Origin of the sequence: Thalassotalea sp. PS06, from assembly GCF_007197775.1 — a bacterium.
In the GTDB taxonomy this organism is placed as follows: Bacteria; Pseudomonadota; Gammaproteobacteria; order Enterobacterales; family Alteromonadaceae; genus Thalassotalea_A.
On record NZ_CP041638.1, the window covers coordinates 1005342 to 1023839 of the forward strand.

Sequence of the window (18498 nt, forward strand, 5' to 3'; positions counted from 1 at the left end):
TTATTTAGAGCGTTTCTTTTAGCTCGTACAAATACTGTAATGCTTGTCGAGGACTTAACGCATCGACATCAAGACCCTGCAATTTATCAATCACCGGATGGTCTTCATTAAAACTGAATGATGCCTGTGGAGGAGTAACTTGTTTCTCGACACTCACTGTCTGGCTTTGATCAACCGCTTCTAACTCTTTTAATCGTTGTTTAGCGCGTTTTACTACCGCTTTCGGTACACCTGCTAATTGCGCCACTTGCAATCCAAAGCTCTTGCTCGCGGCTCCTTGTTGAACCGCGTGCATAAACACAATATTGTCATCGTGCTCAACGGCATCTAAGTGAATGTTCGCCAGCGTATCTAATTGCTCAGCTAATTGTGTTAACTCAAAATAATGGGTCGCAAACAACGTAAAGGCTTGAGTCTTTTGCGCCAGGTATTCTGCACAGGCCCAGGCCAGAGATAAACCATCATAGGTACTGGTACCGCGACCAATCTCATCCAGTAGAACCAGACTTTTATTACTGGCGTTATGAAGGATATTGGCGGTTTCGGTCATTTCAACCATAAATGTTGAGCGACCGGATGCTAAATCGTCCGAAGCACCAATGCGGGTAAAGATCCGGTCAACAATACCGATGTCTGCACTTTGGGCCGGAACATAACTGCCGATATGTGCTAGTAATACAATCAATGCGGTTTGGCGCATATACGTGGATTTACCGCCCATGTTAGGACCGGTAATTATTAGCATTTGTTGAGCTTCGTTAAGAGTAACCGGATTCGCAATAAATGGCTGTTCGCTAACCTGTTCAACCACAGGGTGGCGGCCATCTTTAATATCGATAATGCGATCTTCACATAGTGTTGGCGCCTGATAATTTAGCGAAACAGCTCTTTCACTTAGGTTGGCAAGGACATCCAGAGTTGCCAGTGCATCTGCACAACGTTGCAGCACCTCTATCTGTGGTAACAGCTGGTCAAACAATTCATCGTAAAGGCGTTTTTCAAGGGCTAAAAAGCGACTTTGTGAACTTAGCACTTTCTCTTCATGAGCTTTGAGCTCTTCGGTTATGTAACGCTCGTTGTTTTTCAATGTCTGGCGACGAATATACTCCGCTGGCACCAAATCAGAAGAGGCACGGCTGATCTCGATAAAGAAACCATGAACCTTGTTATAACCGACTTTAAGGCTGCTGATGCCGGTTCGCTCACGCTCTTGTTCTTCTAGATCCGCAAGGAACTGGCTGGCCCCCTGGCTCAGATCGCGAAGCTCATCAAGTTCCTGATGATACCCGTCGCGAATAACACCACCATCGCGAATTAATACCGGTGGATTATCAATTACCGCTCGCGACAATAAACCATAAATATCATCGATAGGCTGACTGTCGGACTTCAATGACGCCAGTAATGGTGGTAACGGGTTTTCCAGAATTTGCTGTAATTCTGGCAACAGGCCTAACGCATTTCTAAGCCGAGCAAGATCTCTTGGACGAGCACTTCGAAGAGCGATCCTGGCGATAATGCGTTCGATATCACCAACGCCTTTAAGGACATCCTGCAAATCCGGATATAGGTCGTCATTAATCAGAGTACTGATAGCTTCTTGTCTTTGTTGCAGCTTATTGATATCGGTTAGCGGGCTGTGTAACCAGCGCTTAAATAAACGCGACCCCATTGGTGAGGACGTTCTATCAAGAACACTTGCTAAGGTATTTTCTACACCACCACTTAGGTTTTCCGTTAATTCTAGGTTACGTCTGGTTGCGGCATCTAAGATTACCGCTTCCTGATAGGATTGAGCGGTGATATTACGGATATGAGGTAACGCTGTTCTTTGCGTATCGTTTACGTATTGCAATAAACAGCCACTGGCACATATGCCAAGTGCATATTGCTCAACGCCAAAGCCCTTTAAGTCTTTGGTCGCAAATTGACTGGTTAAAAGCTTATAACTGGTTTGTTGATCAAATTCCCAGTCCGGGCGACGTCTCAGCCCTTTATAAGCGCTAAGCAGCTCGCTATATGAAAATGATTCTGGGTACAGAATTTCTGCCGGCGACAAACGTTGTAATTCAGCACTGAGTTGTTCCGGGGTTTGTGGCTCACATAGGTGAAACTTTCCTGAACTCATATCAAGATAGGAGACACCAAACTTATTACCAGCTTCACATACACTGACAAGCAGGTTGTCTTTACGATCATTTAATAGTGCTTCGTCACTCAGGGTTCCCGGCGTTACGATTCTGACAACTTTTCTTTCTACCGGACCCTTACTGGTCGCAGGATCGCCAACCTGTTCGCAAATGGCGACGGATTCGCCAAGCGCAACTAATCGTGCCAGATAATTTTCTACCGCATGATAGGGGACACCGGCCATTGGAATGGCATTACCACCGGTTTTACCGCGCGCTGTTAACGAGATATCAAGCAGATCCGCTGCCTTTTTTGCATCATCGAAAAACAACTCATAAAAATCGCCCATGCGATAAAACAACAGAATGTGCTCAAACTCACTTTTTATGGTGAGATATTGACGCATCATAGGGGTATGGTTAGAAAATTGGTCTGGATTTTGAGTCATTAATTATTCTGTTTATATGGCGCTGACCGCTGGCTTAGCTCGCCGTCAGTCGGTATTAGCATTACTGAAATTGATGTTAAAAGATTTGCTCCAGGATAGAAAGGGCTATATCAACAACGGGGTTAATTAAAATCAGTGAAAGTACTGTATGTTAATTACTGTATAAAGTGCCGTAAATCAGTTGTAAAAACATAGTAAGACTTGAAGAGGTTGGTTTATGTTGTTGTTTTTATTGGTTTATATTTTCCATGAGGAGCTTTTTTAAAGTTTTTTCAAATAAACTATTGATACTGTACGATTATACAGTATACTGGGCAAAGTTACTGTATAAATAAGAATACGATTGGAGAAACTAATGGATACGAACAAAGAAAAGGCCTTATCAGCGGCGCTAAGCCAGATTGAGCGTCAGTTCGGTAAAGGTTCGATTATGAAGCTGGGTGAGAACCGTAGCATGGATGTAGAAACCATTTCAACAGGTTCGTTGGGATTGGATATCGCATTGGGTGCTGGTGGTTTACCGATGGGCCGTGTAATTGAAATTTTTTAATAACGGATGAAAAAACAGTCCACTCCGAAGTGAGTGAGTGAGTGAGGGGGTTGTAGCCCATCAATACGGCACGAACCAGTCCATTCCGAAAAACCAATCAAAAATCAAAAGGAATATTACGATGGAAAATAAAAAAGAAGCAGCATTAGCATCAGCACTTAGTCAAATTGAGCGTCAGTTCGGTAAAGGCTCGATAATGAAGATGGGCGACCAAAACGCATTGGCTGTAGATACCATTTCTACTGGCTCTTTGACACTTGATGTCGCACTTGGTGTCGGGGGATTGCCGCGAGGCAGAATAGTAGAGGTATATGGCCCAGAAAGTGCCGGTAAGTCCACACTTTGTTTACAGGTGGTAGCAGAAGCTCAAAAGAAAGGATTAGTAGCTGCATTTATTGATGCTGAACACGCACTTGATCCAATCTATGCGCAAAAACTTGGTGTTAGCCTTGATGAACTTTTAATTTCACAGCCTGATACAGGCGAGCAAGCGTTAGAAATTGCAGATATGCTTGTACGATCCGGATCCGTAGATCTTATTATTGTTGACTCTGTAGCTGCTCTTACTCCTAAGGCTGAAATTGAGGGGGAAATGGGTGATTCGCACATGGGCTTACAAGCACGCCTCATGTCTCAGGCTCTTCGAAAGTTAACCGGTAACGTTAAGCAAACCAATTGTATGATGATGTTTGTTAACCAGATCCGTATGAAGATCGGGGTCATGTTTGGTAACCCTGAAACGACCACGGGTGGTAATGCTCTGAAATTCTACTCGTCTGTACGTATGGACATTCGTCGCACTGGTGCGGTTAAAGAAGGAGACGAGGTAGTGGGTAATGAGACTCGCGTCAAAGTTGTTAAAAACAAAGTTGCACCGCCTTTTAAGCAAGCTGAATTCCAAATCAGATATGGTCAAGGTGTTGATAAGCTTGCCGAACTGATTGACCTGGGTGTTCAGAACAAATTAATTGAAAAAGCAGGTGCTTGGTATAGCTGTAATGGGGAGCGTATTGGCCAGGGCAAAGCTAATGCCACTAAATACTTGCATGAAAACTCAGAATTAGCTGAAGAACTTGAAGTTAAACTTCGAGACATCCTTCTGCCTAAAACGACAAAGTCAGAAGATGAATCTCAGACATCTGAATAAGTAATTAATAAAGGTGCAAGGATGCTAGCAAGCCTACATTTCGACTACAGGGAAGTATTTGGTTCCTCATACAACGAAGCGCTCAATGAGTGCTTCACGTCTTACATCTATGAAGATTCGTTAAGCTCACACGATTCTCGACTGACCATTAAAAATAGGGTTTTTAAGTTTCTAGATTTTTTTGCATATGATGAGTCCCAAGAGGAACTTCGTGTGCTTTGCATGAAACACCCTAACTTAGATGAAGATCCAAGCCGTATAGAGCTACTCTTTTTCTCACTCGCATCAGACTTTCGACTTCACCTGCAGCAATGCAATGAGAATAAGAACGTAACGAAGAACAATGATATTGCCGCTGCTCGCAAGTTCGTAAATATCTGCGAAAGTTTTGGTGTAATGCCACAGGGATCAAGTCGCATGATGAAGGGATTCGTCTTTGACAAGAGCGTGATTGGCGAGGGCAGTACTCTACTAGACGTCAACTTGCTAACATCCCCCAACCCAGAACAAATAAAGCGTTTATTAGAACAGTTAGATCCTGATGATGAATATCAACGTGACGATGCCGATGGCCTAACTGCTCTCATAGAAAATATTGTTACTGATTCCGACGATGATAATGATGATGTAAATATCATCGACCGTGCTACTCAAGTGTTGGATGCGCGTATAGAACTGTTGCGTGCTGAGAGTCTAAAACGAATTTCAGCATGGAAGGCCAAGCATGAGCAAGTCGAAAAGTGGGAATCCGACCCCAAACTCTTAAAGCTAGCAAGGCAATACCATCGATTAACGAGTGAAGCAAGCCAACATTCATCACACCATCTATCGCGAGAATACGATCGAATTTTTGAGGGTAGAGCCCTGGCGGTCATGTACGTATATATGTCGCGGGTGAAAAAAGCACTGTATTCAGATGACAACCAGGTTCGCACTCGCCTAAAGAAATATAAGGCTAGCCCCGATGAATTGAGAGAGCTACTTAACGGAAGCAGCGACTTAATGATTGCGGTGTATGCCTTGCTTCTAATTAACTTAAGTGCAAACGCTGATCCTATACGGTGCTTAAGTTGGAACAATATTAGAGACAATGGTGAGGTAACCACCATTGAGTGGTTTAAGGCGCGTTCTGAAATATGGCAACGTGAAATCATCAGCAATTCATCACCATCCCCTGAGCAGAAAGCATGTTTAGATGCACTATCGACCTTAAAAAAATCATTAGCATTTTGCAGTTCGTTTTGCATTCGTGACGAGCAAAATGTATTCATTAAGAGATACAAGAATAATGTGCGAGGTGTGGATTACACCCCAACAACCCCTGCTATGAAAACATTTAACGAATGGTTCAAGCAGTTATGCCGCGAAGCCAGTAATGGCAAATGGCAGTCAACTCCTAAAGCGATACGGGGAAGCGTGCTGCTTCTTCATGCGCTTGTGACTCGCGATGCTTTTGCTGTTCAGGAGAAGGGGCGGTGGAATGAAGGCTCTAAGATGGCTGAAAAGTACACACGTCATCTTCCTGAAGTTCTCCGAAGAGAAGAAAATATTCGAGACTTTCTCGACTGGTATGAAGCTCTACTGGCAGTCAACATCGATGATTTCGCAGAAAAGGTTGGCATCGACCCAGTCGCGTATGAAAAAAGAAGAAAACAGATCATCAATTCACAGTTTGGGGGAATACACTGTGTTGACCCTTATGCCGGTGTCCAGCCAGGAACCAATGAAGGTGAGGCTTGCACTGTTCCTCACAAATGTCCGACTTGTGTAAACAGACGGAATATATTTCTAGCTTCGAAAGAAAACCTGGCTAACGTGTTATTACTGAAAAACGCATTAGATGATCTTAGGGAAGGCGTTCATGATCAACAAATTTTGAAATGGTCATTTTGGATCGCATTCGCTCGCCTCATGGTGGAAAAGTTTGAGGGCGCCCGTGAACATCGAAGGTTGATGCAGGAAGCGAAAAGTATCGCTGAAAGTAGTAAAAATCCGTATCAAGAGCTTATCATCCCAACAACCTACAAGGAGTCATAATGAGTGTTGCTATCGATTTTTCTCGTTATCGCAAGCATTTCGAACCCAAAGAGTATGAAGAACTTTCAGGTCACGAGATACACCCCAAATGGCTGCATAAGGATTGCACCTTCGCTGATGACACATGGGAAGTGATGGAGCCTAATGGTGACTACAAAACCATACATTTTGACAATTTTATTGCTCCACATACTCGATTATCGGATCACCCTCACCTTATGGAGACTGTGAAATGGGCAACATTACTTTATCGTCAGACTCATATAGCTTCAGCAAGAACAACCTCAACCATAACGGGCTCCTCTCAAGAAAAGTTTAAGTCTGTAGTCTTAACGTTCATCAGATTTTGCTTTAACAGTCTCGAACTGCAACACATATCATCCGTAAATAAATCGGTGTGCAAGATGTTTCTTGAAAACTTCGCGTTGTTCGATTGCGATCGGCCTGAAGTCTTAAAGCGCGTTGAAGCCGGCTTAAAAACTGCCAGTGCCTCACTGAGCGATTTTACAAAACCTGACGGAGGTTTTAAAACTGAGAAGCTTGCCGAAATAGTAGGCATGCCTGTGCGTGCAATCACGACTCAAAAATCTAAGTGTGTTCATAAGATTGTCGCCTTCCAGGTAGAAAATGGTTTCCTAGTAAAGCCGGACATTAGAAAGCGTTATAAAAACCGTGCAGAACCCCAAAAGGGCAACAGAAAAGCGATTGACACACTCATCAAACAAATGAATATGTTGAAAACGTTTTTCATGTTACTTAGAGCATTTCCCGGTTTATTTGCAGAAGAACATATCCCGTCCGAAAACTATTTGGGACAGTTGGTTCCTGAATCAACGAAATGGGCTAAGAAACAGGGAAAACCTAACGGCAGAACCAAAAACATTCCGGTTAAGCCTTTCTTAACTCTGATGGATCGCTCTATACGCTGGGTGCTAGATTACGCCCCAGTTATGCTTGAACTCGCAGATGCTGCGCGTGCAAAAGAGGCAGAAATACTATCGAATCAAAAAACAGAAAATAGGCATTATGTTTCAAAGCAAGTTCGTCAATGGCTGCTTGAACAAACCACACCGTTTGACGATATGCCAGCGTCACCTTTTCCTTTCGTAGCCTTTAGAAAGCTTGACTCTAATTATAATCAAAGAAGTTCAATCTCCTTAGAAACAGTGGAGCACATTCGAAAGCTTCATGAAGAGGGTTTGAGTTATAAAGAAATAACAGAAAAGACTGGTGTGCCTAAGGGAAGTCTAACTCGTTTAATTAAAGCGAAGCGTGCAGATGAAACAAATGGTATCGCTTTGGGGAAGGCCGTGTATCACTTTCTACCGGCAGCTTGCTTACTGATAATATACACATTCACGGCTAGACGCGAGAGTGAAATTCAAGCCATGAAATACGGTTGTTGTTCGATGACGCCGAACGGCCCAGTACTGACGACCTACTCAGCAAAAGTTTATCAAGCGTCGCAAACCTTCCCTACGACGCATTTAGTGGCTAGGGCTATCGAAATATTGGAGCAATTGTCCGAACCATTGCGTCGAGAAACCGGGAGTGACTCGATCCTGGAGTTCCCAACACTTTATGATGTGGGTGAAAAGACGGATGAGATTGGATCAAATCACTTAAATGAATTTGCAGAATTTTGCGACGTAACCCCAGAAGACGAAGAGCCATTTCAGTTTAGCGAGCACCAGTTCCGTCGGCTATTCGCAATGATGTATTACTACCGTTATGAAAATCCGGATTTATCAACGCTTTCGTGGCATCTCAGACACACCGATTTTAATATGACACGAAAGTATATTACCGATGCCGATTTCCAAGCTGCTATGAACGAAATTGGACTTCTATTTGCTCAAGATGTCGCTGGTTCAGATGGTTACTCTGGTGGCATGAAGGATGAATTGACAGAACTTGTCGGTAGCATTGAAATCCAAAATGAGAAACGCGCAAAGAAAATTATTGCCAGAGAAGGCGAGTCATCTGGATTTATGTTGCACATGGTCCCTGATGGTATGTGCTTTGGTTTAACACCGAATTTAGAAGAGCGTAGTCAGTGCTTGTTTGAAGGCGCGGTACAGCTATCCAGTGCGTCTAGAGGAACCTGCTTAGGTTGCGCGAACCTTTTAAGCATTAAGGGTGATGTGGCCGTAAGCGACATAGATGACATCGTTATCCCTTCCGAATCCCCTATTTTGAAAGCAGCGAAATCTGATCATTTGAAGTGTAGAGAAGCCGCGACGGAGTGTTAAGACATGAAAAAAACGCAAGCAATTATTAATAACGAAAGGTCTTTGCAAGAGTTAAAGCAGAAGATCGAAGTAAAGATCCTAGCGCTTGAAACTTATGCACGAACTGGTGATGCAGATTTTGACTTGCCAGATAACGGTAAGTTTGGGATTAATTGGCTAGCGAATTTGGAGTCTGGAGATTATAAGCGTTTCAGTAAGTCTGCAAAGGGCTACACAGAGGACAAAGATCTGCAACGTCGAGTTAAAGGCGCCATAGAGAACGCAAAACAGCGATTTAAATCCGACAACTCACCGAAGGACGTTATTAAAAGGCTAAAAGCTGAGAACAATATATTGAAGACTCAAAACAGAGGGCTGGCAAGCGATTTAAAGGAGTATTTAAAAAAAATCGAAGATTTAGAAGACAAGATTAGCCTGTCGCAGGCTGCGTTCCGAGAGAAAGCGACAGTCGCACGCTTAGGGCGGAGCAATTAATGCCATATTCAATGATTAGAACAGAAGATGGCTTCCCGCTTGTGATTGATCAAGATGGTAGGTTGCATGAGCATATTAGCCGTTACTTGATGTATTTGTATGACGTTAGGGTTCTTGAGCTATCAACTGTGTACTTTCAAGCAAGCCGTTTGGTTCATTGGCTTAACTTCCTGGACGATAATGGAATAGAGCTATATTCCGTTACTCGCAGAACCATCTTAGAATATCGTAAGAAAAACCAGGAAGATGATATGAGTGAAAGTTCTAACAACCTTAGAATGTCTGATGCCTGTCATTTTTACTGGTTCGCACAGAATGATAAAGGGTGGTGCTCTGGCGTTATTGGGATCAATAACATGATAAAAGGTAGGAGTTATCGGATCGTAGTTCGCAAGCCTACTTCACATTTGACCGAGTTTCATATGCCATTTCTTTTGAAGGTTCCAAGACGCGAGAAACAACATGTCCCTACGTCAGATGACATCGCAAAATTGAAAGAAGCGTTATATGAATCAACATCTTCGAGTGCTATTCTTCACAAAGAGGAGTTAAATGCACGAAACCAACTCATGGTTCGTTGGATGTGTGAAGGTGCCTTGCGTCGTGAAGAGGTAGTTGAATTGCGCAAAGATGACATCCCTAAATTCATTAGAGATGGAAACGAGGACCGTTTATACAAGGTTACCCTAAAGCATGGAACTAAATACGGCAAAACAAGAACAATTGAAGTTGAAGCGAGCTTAATCAAAGAAACGCATAACTTCATTGACTTCGACAGAGAAGAAATTACGAAACTTGATCCTCCTACTGTATTTGTATCATCAAACACAAATGGTAATGGCTCCCTCAAACCCTCGACCCTCACAGACTTACTGACAGATGTATGCGAAGATGTACCGCCTCACGGTTGCAGAAGATACTCATTGACTCGCAAGGCATGCATACTCTATCGAATCGAAAGGGCTAAGGCGAAAAGTAATGAACGTTATCAGATAGATGAAAAAGCCGTCTTAGATAAGGTGGCACAATTTGCTGGTCATGCAGATGCTTCTACTACAACACAGTTTTACATTGATTTAGCCAGAGTTTTAACCCTGGATGATAACGCTCTAGAATGCCTAGAGGATAGAGAGAGAGCATTACGCTCTGAGTTGGCAGAGATAAAAGCACAAAAAGAGGCTCACAAGGGCATGTTAATCGCGGTTTAACCTAGCCCGAAGAGGGGGATGGGTAGTTCAGAAACTACGTGCATTTTATGCCTAGATAGTTTCCTTCGAAGGAGCTTTCGCCCAACTCTCCGCATGTAAATACCTTTCTACAAGCCTTAACCCTTGTGGAACGTGGGTTCAGCAGGGCACGCAACGGAACTTGTGTTTGTGATGAGATGGCGCAGCGCGGTTCTGGCCAAGGCCGGAGCGAAGCGTCAGTAAAGTAACCGCTTCGTCGTATACTCCTCGCTGCATGCCGCTAAAGCGGCATCAGGCGCATGAAAACGTGATAGGTAGCGTTCCCGCAAAGTATATATGCAGTTTTTACTATTTCAGGGATATTGTTTGCGGTTTTCACACAACCATAAATTGTAGTAGCTCATACCTAATCCGACACTTGTAATTGACAGGATTAGGTGTAATCTGACAGACTCCAATGAGCGAACAGCGGTCATAGAAGATCTAAAGTTTATTATGGGTACAAAGAAGCAAGCGACGATAAATACTCTTCGGAACGAACTGGAAAGGTTTGTTTGTGAGGTATTTTCGGGACAATACGCTGAACATCCTGAGGTTAAAAATAAGCCTGTGCTAGATAATCCCTTTCTCTTGGCTGAAATTAAGAAACGTTGCCCAGGTTTCGATATGAAAACATATGCAACAGAGTTCTCCATTGCTTACCGTAATAACCGATAGGCAACCGTGTTCGTCTAGGTATGTGATTTAAGCCTTTTTACTCAAGGACTGAATTTGGTTGATTGCCTAAGTAGGCTTAATCCGGTAATTTGGATAAGCAGCCAGGGGCTGTAATGAGCGATTTAGAGACAGTCAGGGAGCAACTAAAGTGAGATCTATTTTAGCTTTTACGTTAATATTTTTAACGCCCTCCTTATTCGCAGCAGAATGTGACCCAGCTCTTAATAATTTGGTTAAGATACTTTCTGAAAAAGGAGAGTTAGAGCCAACCGCTAATTTATACGACAAAAAATTAGATAAAGAAATTTTCTTTGATAGCTGTGATACAACATATCAAGGAAAACAATACGAGCTTTTCTTGCACTCCGATGAAATAACCATTGTAATTTCATACACTGAGTCAGGAGTAGTGAAACTAAAAGGGCCATTTTATTCTGCTTACAGCAAATAAATGGTCTGATCCAGGTTGGGATGACTATATAGAGCGAACAGCAGCCGCTCGGTTCAGATTTAGTTAATAAACCGCTTAACAAAATATTTGGTGACACACTTTGAATATTGCACGTCGAAATATAAAGATATTTATCTTTGCAGTTTCTACTGCTGTCTTATTACTTGTGTTGTGTTCATTGGCCTACCTCAATAATGTTTTGCTCCCATGGGATAGAAACGAAGCGGTAAAAACTACCTTAGAGTGGTCGGGAACACCATCACTTCCTAAAGACGCTGAGATAACTAAGCTAGAAGTTACAGGAAGTGCTTTCTCTCGCGGTTTTAAACTGGATTTCACAACCTCAAAAGTAAATTTGGTTGACTGGTTAGCCAATTCTAATTTGTCTAATGGGACTACCACAGAGAGTGGTGTAACGATTTACGAAATTAGACCTGCAATGAATGGTGCAGAGTACGCAAAAGTTGTTGTAAACGAGCAAGCTTCTACCGTTTCTATAGAGGTGTACTGGTCTTAGTAAATCAAGTTGCCAATATAAACATACGTAAAATTTTAGCAGCAAAGCCTCTAAATAACCCTATATTAAGCGACTGTTCACGAAGCGTTGCTGGCACATTTGCGACGTCGCCTTAAATAACGTAAGTTATTGAAAGTTTGATAGTCGCGAGCGGCCGCTGAGAGCGAGCAGCAGTCATTCACAAGGAAAATCAAAAATCTAAATTTCATCTTGAAACAGCTCTGAAATTTAACTTCTGGATTAGGTTTAACAAGGATTTCAATTGAGCATTTACCCACCAATAGTAGAAAAATTAAAAATTAATATTTCCGCAAGAAACGCTAAATCCGTTGCTGAGGTTTGGACAATTTTTAAGGAGACATTTCTCGAATTCGAATTGAACAAACCTCAATTTGTTTCTAATGCGGGAATCATGGCTGAGGTCAATTTTGGTGGCACGAATACTTCACCTATTTTCTACTTTTCGATTCATTACTTGGTAGATGATGAATCTAGTTATAGCGAGTGGGTCTACTGTGAATTTAGGTTGAGTGAGGACTGTATTTCTCAGATGAGCCAATCTGTAATGGAACTTTGGGATTGGGATTTCACTTCCATGGAAATGTTCCAGGAAATAGAAAATTGGATGGCTTTTAAAGTAATTAAAAACAAAGAATTGCAGCTGATTGTTCACGGTTCCGAATCCTAAAAACATTTGCTTCAGCCGATGTGATTCGGTAATTTTACTTAGCGGCCAACGGCCGAGTTGAGCGAGTTGCAGCCATTTAAATATAATATTGAATAATAAATATAAGGAAATAAAAATGAAGTACCTATACTCGATCTCTTTGCCGTTTTTACTGTGGGGGTGTGGAGAGTCAGAAAAAGAGTTACTGATAAAGGATGTATCTTTTAGTAGCTATACAATCGAAACTTGCATTAAAGAACGCGCAGAGATTGAAGGATTTACTAAAGTAGAAGAGATGACAGAAGTGCTTTGCAAAGGCAGTGGTCTTGATTTTGGAAACTTTGAAGATTTCAATCAGTTCCCTAACTTAACGGGGGTGGCGCTTCATTCAATTGAAACGACGAATGTTGAGATTGCCGATAACCTCTATATTGAAGAGCTTTGGGTTGTATCCGCTGAAAACCTGAGTACATTTAGGGCTTCAAACTCACCAAATCTCAAAATTATCAAATTCCTAAACTCTAACAATCTAAGCCACGTAGCATTAGAGCAGTTACCAAACATGTCTGATTTAAGTATCCGTGATGCTCGTATTGAAGTATTAGATATAGCAGCAATAGATTCTTTGGAATATCTCGAAGTCGCTACGGATGCAGCTACAGCAAATATTAGGAACGTTACAAGTCCTATTGATTATATCGATCTGACTACGCACGTTAATTTAAAAGAGTTGAATCTGTCCTATATATCTTTAGAAACTTTGTTGTTAGATGGTCTAGACAATCTAACCCATTTATTCGTGGTTGGTACTGACTTACAGTTTGTTGATTTAAATTTAAAGAATCTGGAAAGGTTAGAGCTAATATCAAATAAGTTGGAAGCTATTGACCTTAGCCTCGTCCCGAACATCGAATATCTCAATTTAGCTGAAAACAATCTTACAAATATTAATTTGGATATGAACACTAAACTTGAATACGCTCGATTAATTGCGAACCCGCTGTCGGATCAAACTATTGCGTACTTAAATACCATTGATTGGATTGAAGAATTGATTTTTAACTAATAATTGTCAACTCGATTCAAGAATATTAAGGCCGTAATAATTCGTATTGCGGCTTTTTACGAAAAGTTATTAATATCGAACGTCTACTTTTCAATAAAAATAGGAATGAATCGAGGAGAGCTGATTTCCGCTTATGGCACAAAGCGGTCATAGCCTATTTATCAGCTTTACGATTATTGTGATTGTCAGATTTGGTTAAGACCTATTATTCATGTCTGACAGTTCAAGTTGAGGCTTATACACATTAAATTGTATAAGTCTTGCGCGATTATTTCGCGTTACGTTGTTTCCAGATGGTAATGAATAAGCCGGCAGTGATAATGGCTGCGGGAATGATCCATAAATATTCGGAACTCATATGCACCTCCTTTAAAACACTGTATTAACTATAATATAGTCATCACAAATCAGTCACCTCTTATGCAGCAGTAAAGTCGTTTTACTATGAATTACTATGAAATTTAGTAATTACTATTTTCTTTAGTAATTCGCAGTAAAAACTCAATGGCCGTAAATCGCTCATAACTTCCTTATTTTTGAAAAATAGACTGCTGGCCATCATGTGCGGTGTCAGATAACGCCTTGTCTAGCGTAGGTCTGCTTACACCGAGGTGTTTGGCCACTGTGACTTTCGTAACGTTCGGATCTAACAACATGGAATGCGCAAGTTGTATCTGTTGCTTGGATAGTGCAGGTTTGCGGCCACCTTTGCGGCCTCGGGCACGAGCTGCCTTCAATCCAGCCTTTGTACGTTCACTAATAAGCTGACGTTCAAATTGTGCGATTGACGCGAATAAATGGAAGACAAGCTCACCCATTGCGTTTGTCGTGTCGATGTTCTCTTGTAGGCTCACGAACTGAATATTCTGTTGCTTGAAGCTCTCCATCAACTCGATCAGGTCTTTCAGGCTTCTTCCAAGCCTATCTAAACGCCACACCACAACTACGTCACCAGGGCGAAGGGTATCAAGCATCTTCTCTAGTTCCGGACGTTTAAGACTCTTACCTGTTATTTTGTCAGTATAAATCTTGTCACAACCGAACTCGCTTAAAGCATCACTTTGAAGATCTGTTAGTTGATCGTCGGTAGAAACGCGGATATACCCAATCTTCATAATTACTCCTGTAAATTAAAAGGGGGTGAAGTTTACGTAGTTTTCTTTACTTGTTTCTTTACAAGGATTCGAGCAAAAGATACATAGAAACTACGCAAACTAAAGATGTAAATTAAACCTTCGTTTAATTTACGTCTCGGCGACCTCTTCAACGGAATTAGCAGATTTACTATACTCTGACGTCATCGTGCGCTCTTTGTGTAGCTTACGTTTAAGGACAAACTCTTTGTATAGTGAGGACAGCGCCTCTTCGTCATATGTTAAGCGCTTATCGGCTTGCTGTGACTCGTAGCATTGCTTTGCTCGGCGTAAAGATGATTCCAATACTAAGGCATCGCCAGCCCGCTCTAAGTTTGGATAGACCTTTCCTGATTCCTGCTCAACTACGGCGACAACTTTCTTCTTAGTTTCCTTCATTGTTTTTCCTTGTTCATGTTTAATGTGAAGATCAGCGTTAGCGGATTTGGAAGCAACCCGGATGCTGTATATAAGTACAGTAATGATGGGCGATGAAAAGTCAACCAGAAATGTTAAATAAATGTACGTTTCTTTTGCAGCGAGAGATTGCCTGCCGCACTAACAAAAATGTAATGAACGATTACGGTTACAAGGTAACCGTATCGTTTGCATTCGAGAGCAACTGCATTAAGAAGCTGTTTCGTTTATGCGAATGGCTAGGATTCATCGTAATGTGCTTGAAATCACGCTCAGAGCCAACGATATGAATTTCAGTTTCGGCACGGGTAATTGCGGTGTAAAGCCACGCTCTATCTACGATACGACCTTTCTTCAGAGCAATAATTATCCGAGGAAACTGCGAGCCTTGCGCTTTGTGTAAGGTGATGGCATAGCCAAGTTCCATGCAATCGAGTATTGAATCATTTACCTCAACTCTCTCGCCTGTATCTAGTTCAACGACACCGTAGCATCCATCGCTGGCGGTCACGTCAATCAGCTTACCCAGTGAGCCGTTTTGAATGCCCGCCTCATAGTTATTTTGCGTAAACAGAATCTGATCACCATTTCGTAGGTTGCGATAGTAGTTGTATCCATCTGCGCCCGCGAACTCCATTCTATCCCCGTCTTTATTCGTGCGTGATTGAACAAGGTTGTTAATATCGGCGACCAGGACTTTTGTAGGTGCAATTACGCGACTATCCGACGGTGAATCAATGAATAACTCAGCACATGTTTGCGCAATCAAATCCCCAGAAGTCTCATGAAACGTGATGTTGCCCGATGTTAAGTTAGTCGGGACTTCTTCTAGATTTATGAGATATGAATACTCTGGAATGCCTGTAGCACCGCTTTGACGTTTTACAATTTTCTTCTTAGTTTCCTTCATTGTTTTTCCTTGTTCATGTTTAATGTGAAGATCAGCGTTAGCGGATTTGGAAGCAACCCGGATGCTGTATATAAGTACAGTAATGATGGGCGATGAAAAGTCAACCAGAAATGTTAAATAAATGTACGTTTCTTTTGCAGCGAGAGATTGCCTGCCGCACTAACAAAAATGTAATGAACGATTACGGTTACAAGGTAACCGTATCGTTTGCATTCGAGAGCAACTGCATTAAGAAGCTGTTTCGTTTATGCGAATGGCTAGGATTCATCGTAATGTGCTTGAAATCACGCTCAGAGCCAACGATATGAATTTCAGTTTCGGCACGGGTAATTGCGGTGTAAAGCCACGCTCTATCTACGATACGACCTTTCTTCAGAGCAATAATTATCCGAGGAAACTGCGAGCCTTGCGCTTTGTGTAAGGTGATGGCATAGCCAAGTTCCATGCAATCGAGTATTGAATCATTTACCTCAACTCTCTCGCCTGTATCTAGTTCAACGACACCGTAGCATCCATCGCTGGCGGTCACGTCAATCAGCTTACCCAGTGAGCCGTTTTGAATGCCCGCCTCATAGTTATTTTGCGTAAACAGAATCTGATCACCATTTCGTAGGTTGCGATAGTAGTTGTATCCATCTGCGCCCGCGAACTCCATTCTATCCCCGCCTTTATTCGTGCGTGATTGAACAAGGTTGTTAATATCGGCGACCAGGACTTTTGTAGGTGCAATTACGCGACTATCCGACGGTGAATCAATGAATAACTCAGCACATGTTTGCGCAATCAAATCCCCAGAAGTCTCATGAAACGTGATGTTGCCCGATGTTAAGTTAGTCGGGACTTCTCCTAGATTTATGAGATATGAATACTCTGGAATGCCTGTAGCACCGCTTTGACGTTTTACAATGTCTAATGTCGTGTTCTTAATGGTCTTGCTTTCAACAATATCAGACAACACTTTGCCGCAACCGATTGGCGGGAGTTGATTAGGATCGCCCGTAAAAATGATACGCACTGAAGGATCGATATGTGTCACTAGCTTGTACATTGTTGGTAGGTCTATCATTGATGCTTCATCGATAACTAGTACATGCAATGGATCATCCGGTAACGGCTGGACTGGTTCTTGACGCAAGAAGGCCGCTATGGTCAATGTCCCAAAGCCAATCGACTCATGTAGGCGCATTGCTGCTCGGCCACTCAGGGCAACCGCATGTATCGTTGCCCCCATGTTTGAATAGGTTCTCAGAACTGTCCGTAACACGGTTGTTTTGCCTGTTCCTGCGCCTCCAGTGATACAACTGACATGATTTAGTATTGACGTTCGTACAGCCTCTTTTTGCTTATCCATTAAGGGGTAAGGTAAGTCTGCAAAGGCACGCGCCAAAGCAAACTCAGCCTCTTCATTAGACTGTGACTCTAGTTGTGAAAGGGCTAGCAAGCGCTTTGAAACGGTTGCCTCCATCACCAGTTGTGCTGTCGGATGATACGAGCCTCGCGTTGGGTCAATGACAAATTGACGAACGTCTTGTGCTGTCATTAATGCTTGCTTGATTAATTCAGAGTCTTTTAGCAGTACTCTAAGGTGTGGGATAATGTCATCCCGAACTGTGTACGTATGGCCTTTGTCTACTTCCTTACGGATTGCCACTTCAATGGCGGCTCTTAAACGTCGCTCATCGGCATGAAAATCTTCCAAGGGTAAAGCCTCTGGTGACAGGGAGGAAGATGGCTTGTAGTCTACTTTAGCGCAACTCAGCGCCACCGCATCCACTTTTTCAAAGCTCATGCCAAAAACTGTCAAAATATACGGGTCGGCTTTGATAGCTTTTAGTGCGCTATCCTCGTGGTGCTTGAGTAAGCGTTGTTGAACAGATCCTGGGATGTCATGCTCTGTCATCCACTGATAGTCCTTGAGGTTCTTGTACTGTGAGAAGCCTTCGCGGAGCCCCTTGAGCGCTGCGGCCGTCAAATCTTCAATAAGTATTGCGTCGGTCGCTTCGTTGTCATTCATAGCAAGATCCATGAGGCGTTTACCGTGCTTACTCCACAACTGACTGATTTTAGCGATCCCAATTCCTTTAAATTCAGGGCTTTTGGCGATAAAGTCTTTTAATTGATCTCCAGTTTCTGGCAGTGCACAATACATGTGCTCAATATCTTTGTATCGATGAAGGTCGAATTTAAATCCGTTGCGCTCTTCTTTTTCAACAGTGTGCTTACCTGTCACTCTCCAGTGCTGACCAACGCTGGGCGCGATTATGTGCTGAGAGGGATCGTACTCAATCATCACTTGATGTCGTGCACTTGCAATACGATCATTTTCTTCAAGCAAAGGGATACCACGTAGTATCGCATACTTATCTTTCAAGCATGGGATCGAAGTTATGCGAAA

The 18498-nt window shown here is 42.5% G+C and carries 14 protein-coding genes and 1 pseudogene; 10 read left to right on the forward strand and 5 right to left on the reverse strand.

All coding sequences use genetic code 11. The annotated features are described in order from the left end of the window. Window positions 1-4: 4 nt before the first annotated feature. Entirely contained in the window at window positions 5-2578 is a 2574-nt protein-coding gene (mutS, locus tag FNC98_RS04390; protein ID WP_143580121.1) for a DNA mismatch repair protein MutS, read from the reverse strand. Window positions 2579-2933: 355 nt separating this feature from the next. On the opposite strand from mutS, the pseudogene recA (FNC98_RS04395) reads away from it, so the two are divergent. The 10 genes and pseudogenes from recA (FNC98_RS04395) to FNC98_RS04440 all read left to right on the forward strand — a co-directional run. Further along, a pseudogene (gene recA, locus FNC98_RS04395) lies at window positions 2934-3122 on the forward strand (recombinase RecA); the annotation flags it as partial. A gap of 121 nt (window positions 3123-3243) precedes the next feature. After that, complete coding sequence (gene recA / locus FNC98_RS04400; protein WP_313904127.1) at window positions 3244-4275, forward strand: recombinase RecA; 1032 nt, start codon at window positions 3244-3246, stop codon at window positions 4273-4275. Window positions 4276-4296: 21 nt separating this feature from the next. After that, window positions 4297-6312 carry a hypothetical protein gene (locus FNC98_RS04405; RefSeq protein ID WP_143580123.1) on the forward strand — a complete coding sequence of 672 codons (2016 nt, stop codon included), beginning with the start codon at window positions 4297-4299 and terminating at the stop codon, window positions 6310-6312. Further along, complete coding sequence (locus tag FNC98_RS16765; RefSeq protein WP_185968056.1) at window positions 6312-8564, forward strand: hypothetical protein; 2253 nt, start codon at window positions 6312-6314, stop codon at window positions 8562-8564. The genes FNC98_RS04405 and FNC98_RS16765 overlap by 1 nt, the downstream gene beginning before the upstream one ends. A gap of 3 nt (window positions 8565-8567) precedes the next feature. Then, window positions 8568-9038, forward strand: coding sequence for a hypothetical protein (locus FNC98_RS04415; protein WP_143580124.1), 471 nt, complete (start codon window positions 8568-8570; stop codon window positions 9036-9038). Beyond that, window positions 9038-10246: a site-specific integrase gene (locus FNC98_RS04420; protein WP_143580125.1), complete on the forward strand. Its 1209-nt coding sequence runs from the start codon at window positions 9038-9040 to the stop codon at window positions 10244-10246. The genes FNC98_RS04415 and FNC98_RS04420 overlap by 1 nt, the downstream gene beginning before the upstream one ends. An 844-nt stretch (window positions 10247-11090) precedes the next feature. Next, the gene (locus FNC98_RS04425; protein WP_143580126.1) at window positions 11091-11393 is read left to right on the forward strand and encodes a hypothetical protein; all 303 of its coding nucleotides are present in this window, start codon (window positions 11091-11093) and stop codon (window positions 11391-11393) included. 100 nt (window positions 11394-11493) lie between these two features. Then, window positions 11494-11910: a hypothetical protein gene (locus FNC98_RS04430; RefSeq protein WP_143580127.1), complete on the forward strand. Its 417-nt coding sequence runs from the start codon at window positions 11494-11496 to the stop codon at window positions 11908-11910. 262 nt (window positions 11911-12172) lie between these two features. Then, the gene (locus FNC98_RS04435) at window positions 12173-12598 is read left to right on the forward strand and encodes a hypothetical protein (protein WP_143580128.1); all 426 of its coding nucleotides are present in this window, start codon (window positions 12173-12175) and stop codon (window positions 12596-12598) included. A gap of 115 nt (window positions 12599-12713) precedes the next feature. Then, window positions 12714-13643 (forward strand): hypothetical protein, encoded by a 930-nt coding sequence (locus FNC98_RS04440; protein WP_143580129.1) that lies wholly within the window; start codon window positions 12714-12716, stop codon window positions 13641-13643. 530 nt (window positions 13644-14173) lie between these two features. On the opposite strand, the gene FNC98_RS04445 is transcribed toward FNC98_RS04440, so the two are convergent. The 4 genes from FNC98_RS04445 to FNC98_RS04460 all read right to left on the reverse strand — a co-directional run bounded on the left by FNC98_RS04445 (window position 14174) and on the right by FNC98_RS04460 (window position 18438). Beyond that, window positions 14174-14758 carry a recombinase family protein gene (locus tag FNC98_RS04445; RefSeq protein WP_143580130.1) on the reverse strand — a complete coding sequence of 195 codons (585 nt, stop codon included), beginning with the start codon at window positions 14756-14758 and terminating at the stop codon, window positions 14174-14176. A gap of 129 nt (window positions 14759-14887) precedes the next feature. After that, the gene (locus tag FNC98_RS04450; RefSeq protein ID WP_143580131.1) at window positions 14888-15175 is read right to left on the reverse strand and encodes a hypothetical protein; all 288 of its coding nucleotides are present in this window, start codon (window positions 15173-15175) and stop codon (window positions 14888-14890) included. 187 nt (window positions 15176-15362) lie between these two features. After that, window positions 15363-16103, reverse strand: coding sequence for an ATP-dependent RecD-like DNA helicase (locus FNC98_RS04455; protein WP_143580132.1), 741 nt, complete (start codon window positions 16101-16103; stop codon window positions 15363-15365). Window positions 16104-16290: 187 nt separating this feature from the next. Further along, window positions 16291-18438, reverse strand: coding sequence for an ATP-dependent RecD-like DNA helicase (locus FNC98_RS04460; protein WP_260680467.1), 2148 nt, complete (start codon window positions 18436-18438; stop codon window positions 16291-16293). Window positions 18439-18498 lie beyond the last annotated feature (60 nt).

Bases quoted from the DNA above. Each gene is read 5' to 3' on its own strand.
- mutS (WP_143580121.1), bottom strand. From the start codon at position 2,578: ATGACTCAAAATCCAGACCAATTTTCTAACCATACCCCTATGATGCGT.
- FNC98_RS04405 (WP_143580123.1), top strand. From the start codon at position 4,297: ATGCTAGCAAGCCTACATTTCGACTACAGGGAAGTATTTGGTTCCTCA.
- FNC98_RS16765 (WP_185968056.1), top strand. From the start codon at position 6,312: ATGAGTGTTGCTATCGATTTTTCTCGTTATCGCAAGCATTTCGAACCC.
- FNC98_RS04415 (WP_143580124.1), top strand. From the start codon at position 8,568: ATGAAAAAAACGCAAGCAATTATTAATAACGAAAGGTCTTTGCAAGAG.
- FNC98_RS04420 (WP_143580125.1), top strand. From the start codon at position 9,038: ATGCCATATTCAATGATTAGAACAGAAGATGGCTTCCCGCTTGTGATT.
- FNC98_RS04440 (WP_143580129.1), top strand. From the start codon at position 12,714: ATGAAGTACCTATACTCGATCTCTTTGCCGTTTTTACTGTGGGGGTGT.
- FNC98_RS04445 (WP_143580130.1), bottom strand. From the start codon at position 14,758: ATGAAGATTGGGTATATCCGCGTTTCTACCGACGATCAACTAACAGAT.
- FNC98_RS04450 (WP_143580131.1), bottom strand. From the start codon at position 15,175: ATGAAGGAAACTAAGAAGAAAGTTGTCGCCGTAGTTGAGCAGGAATCA.
- FNC98_RS04455 (WP_143580132.1), bottom strand. From the start codon at position 16,103: ATGAAGGAAACTAAGAAGAAAATTGTAAAACGTCAAAGCGGTGCTACA.